Source organism: Actinomycetota bacterium (assembly GCA_005774595.1).
Taxonomy (GTDB): Bacteria; Actinomycetota; Coriobacteriia; order Anaerosomatales; family D1FN1-002; genus D1FN1-002.
Genome location: VAUM01000213.1, coordinates 1 through 3,439, shown reverse-complemented (window position 1 = coordinate 3,439; position 3,439 = coordinate 1). Strand labels below are relative to the sequence as shown.

4 protein-coding genes are annotated in these 3,439 nt (G+C 69.7%); all 4 read left to right on the top strand.

Going from position 1 to position 3,439, the window contains the following annotated elements; translation table 11 throughout:
* The coding region (locus FDZ70_08055) for a phosphoribosylformylglycinamidine cyclo-ligase (GenBank protein TLM72994.1) at positions 1-974 on the top strand (974 nt) is incomplete at its 5' end.
* Positions 967-1,581 (top strand): phosphoribosylglycinamide formyltransferase, encoded by a 615-nt coding sequence (locus FDZ70_08050; protein ID TLM72993.1) that lies wholly within the window; start codon positions 967-969, stop codon positions 1,579-1,581. The genes FDZ70_08055 and FDZ70_08050, both read left to right, overlap by 8 nt.
* Positions 1,578-2,306, top strand: a complete 729-nt coding sequence (locus FDZ70_08045; protein ID TLM72992.1) for a hypothetical protein — start codon at positions 1,578-1,580, stop codon at positions 2,304-2,306. Before FDZ70_08050 ends, FDZ70_08045 begins: the two co-directional genes overlap by 4 nt.
* Positions 2,307-2,403: 97 nt before the next feature.
* Positions 2,404-3,439: DUF4325 domain-containing protein (locus FDZ70_08040; GenBank protein ID TLM72991.1), on the top strand; the 1,036-nt coding region annotated here is incomplete at its 3' end.

Genomic DNA, 3,439 nt, shown 5'->3' with positions numbered 1-3,439 from the left:
TCCGCGAGGCGGTGCGGTCCACGCGGCGCCCCGAGGTCATCGGCGACATCGGGGTGTTCGGCGGGCTGTTCTCCGCGGCCGCGTTCAAGGGCATGGCGGATCCGGTGCTCGTCTCGGGCACGGACGGCGTCGGCACCAAGATCGAGCTCGCGAAGCTGCTCGATCGGCACGACACCGTGGGCATCGACCTCGTCGCCATGTGCGCGAACGACATCCTGGTCTCCGGCGCCGAGCCGCTGTTCTTCCTGGACTACGTCGCCGTGGGGCAGCTCGACTCCGAGCGCGTCGCGGCTATCGTCGACGGCGTGGCCGAGGGCTGCCGCCAAGCCGGCTGTGCGCTCGTCGGCGGCGAGATGGCCGAGCACCCGGGGGTCATGGACCCGGACGACTACGACCTGTCCGGCTTCTGCGTGGGCGTCGTCGACCGGCCCGCCATGATCACCGGTGAGGCGATCGCGACAGGCGACGTCATCCTCGGCCTCAGCAGCAGCGGACTGCACAGCAACGGCTTCTCGCTCGTGCGCCGCGTGCTCGTGGAGGACCGCGAGGACGAGCTCGTCCTGCCGCGTGTGGACCTCGGCGGAGCGTCGCTCGGCGAGGCGCTGCTCGCGCCCACGCGCATCTACGTGAAGGCCGTGCTCGACCTGCTGCGCGCGGGTGTGCCGGTGAAGGGCATGGCGCACATCACGGGCGGTGGTATCACGGAGAACCTCGACCGCTGCCTGCCCGACGACGCGGACGCGGTCGTCGCGCGCGGCTCGTGGAAGGCGCCACGCGTCATCGCGCTGGCCGTGGAAGCCGCAGGGCTGCCGGACGAAGAGGCGTACCGGACGTTCAACATGGGCATCGGGCTCGCGCTCGTGCTCGACGCCAAGGCCGCGCCCGACGCGGCCGCGCGCCTGCGCGGTGCCGGCGAGACGGTGTACGAGATCGGGCAGATCGAGCCCGGGAGCGGGGTGGTGAGGTATGTCTGACAGGAAGCTGCGCCTCGGTGTTCTCATCTCGGGCTCCGGCACGAACCTGCAGGCCATCATGGATGCGTGTTCGGCGGGTTCGCTCGCCGCCGAGGTCGTCGTCGTCATCTCGAACAAGGAGGCGGCGTACGGGCTCGAGCGCGCGCGCAAGGCGCACATCGACGCGGTGTTCGTCGACCGCACCGCCTACACCACCATGGCCGAGTACAACCTCACCATCCGTGACGTGCTCAAGGCTCACGAGGTCGACTACGTCGTGATGGCCGGCTACATGCGGCTGCTCGGCCGTGAAGTACTCGCCGAGTATCCGATGCGCGTGCTCAACATCCACCCGGCGCTGCTGCCCTCGTTCCCGGGCGCGTCGGGGCTGCACGACGCGTGGGAGTACGGCGTGAAGGTCACCGGCGTGACGGTCCACTTCGCCGACGAGCGCTTCGACGCCGGCCCGGTCATCGCCCAGGAGGCCGTGGAGATCCGCGAGGACGACACGATCGAGTCCGTGGAGGCGCGCATCCACGAGGCCGAGTACCGACTCTACCCGCGCGCGCTGCAGTGGCTGGCCGAGGGGCGCGTCAGCGTCGAGGGGCGACGCGTCCGCATCTCATGATCGACTTGCTCGGCGATACCGGTGGCCCGCCCGTCTCCCTGCGCGAGACCTGCCGCGTCGTTGAGGGCGGGATCCCGCTGTGGCGATGGCACCGCGCGCGGCTCGAGGCCGGCGGCTGTTCCGAGTCGATGCTCATCTGCGCCGAACTCACCGCCTTCCCGCTCGCCGGCGAGTACGAGGACGCCCGGCCCGGGCAGCGCGTGCGCCTCTCGCTCTCGGTGGGCACGGACGGCGAGGCCGCAGCGAGCGTCTCTCGGGAGCTGTCGTCGCTCGACGTGGTCGGCGGTCCGGTGTGCGTGCGCGTGGATGTCGACGGAGCGCCCGAGCTGCCGCCCGGCGCCGCCAAGCCGCTCGACCGTTCGTTCTGGGACGACGCCCAGCGCGTCGCCTACGCGGCGGATGCCCACCAGGCGGTGCTCGTCGGCCCGGACGGCCTGGTGATCGACGGCGGCACGGCGACCGTCTGGACGGTCGAAGGTGGCGTGCTCGTGACGCCGCCGGCGCCCCCCGCGATCGCGGGCGTCGCGCGCGCGTGGCTGCTCGAGCGCGCGGGAGCGGCGGGCCTGCGAGCGGAAGTCGAGCCGATGCCTTGGGAGCGGTTCGAGGCCGCCGACGAGGCGCTGCTCACCAACGCGTTCGGCGGCGCGGTGGCGGTGCGCGGCCGTGGCGGCCCGGTGTGCGAGCGCGTCGTCGCCGAGTTCGACCGGCTGTGGCGCGAGGGCTGAGCGGCGGGGAGATACATGCCCGAATCTACACCGGAGTGTAGGTTTCTGATCCCTGCTGCGGCACAGAATCTACACTCAAGTGTAGATTTCTCCCCCGATGGCCATTAGAATCCACACCATGAGTGTAGATTCTGAACATCGCCTCGTGTCGATCGGCGTCATCGCGTCGCGCCTCGGCGTGTCGGTGTCATGGGTGCGCAAGCTCACCGACGCCGGACTCCTCCCCAGTGTTCGCACGACGGGCGGGCACCGCCGGTATGACCCTGCCGAGGTCGACGCTGCGTATCGACGCCACGTGGTCGCGCTGCCGCCTCTCGCCTCAGGCGCCGGGACCACGCTCTACTCGGCGCGATCACCACTCGCGGGGCTTGAAGAACACGTCGTGTGGCGTGACGTCATGGCGGTCCTGCCGCCCTCCGTCGAGGAGGCGGCGCGCGGAGTGATCGGGTACGCGCTCACGGAGATGGTGAACAACGCCGTCGATCACTCCGGCGGCTCTGTCGCGGAGGTCGTCGCGCGTCAGCGGGACGACGTGGTGGAGATCGAGGTGCGTGACGATGGGATCGGCGTCTTCGAGCACCTGCGTGTCCACCTGCAGCTGCCCGATGCCGAATCCTCTGTCCTCGAACTGTCGAAGGGCAAGCGCACCACCGATCCCGCGCATCACACGGGGCAGGGCATCTTCTTCACCTCTCGCGCAGTGCGTCTCTTCCGGATCGAGGCCAACGGGATCTCATGGATCGTGGACAACGAGCGGGGGGACCAAGCGGTGGGTGAGTCTTCGGTGGTTGCTGGTACCGTCGTGCGGTTCAGCGTCCCACTTGCGGGCGTCCGCCCGATGCGCGACCTGTTCTGGGAATTCGCGGATGAGGAATTCGAGTTCGCCCGCTCGCGTCCGTCGGTGAGGCTCGCTCAGACCGGGGACCACTTCATCTCGCGGAGCGAGGCGAAGCGTCTGCTCGAGGGGCTCGATCGATTCTCGGACGTCGAGTTGGACTTCGCAGGTGTCCTCGAAGTCGGTCAGGGCTTCGCCGACGAGGTCGTGCGCGTCTGGCCCTCCACACATCCTCGCACGCGACTCACGCCGATGAACATGAGTCCTGCTGTCGAGTTCATGATGCGCAGGGCGGGGG

What these genes read in the sequence shown, in the direction of transcription:
- FDZ70_08050 (TLM72993.1), top strand. Translation starts at nt 967, where the DNA reads ATGTCTGACAGGAAGCTGCGCCTCGGTGTTCTCATCTCGGGCTCCGGC.
- FDZ70_08045 (TLM72992.1), top strand. Translation starts at nt 1,578, where the DNA reads ATGATCGACTTGCTCGGCGATACCGGTGGCCCGCCCGTCTCCCTGCGC.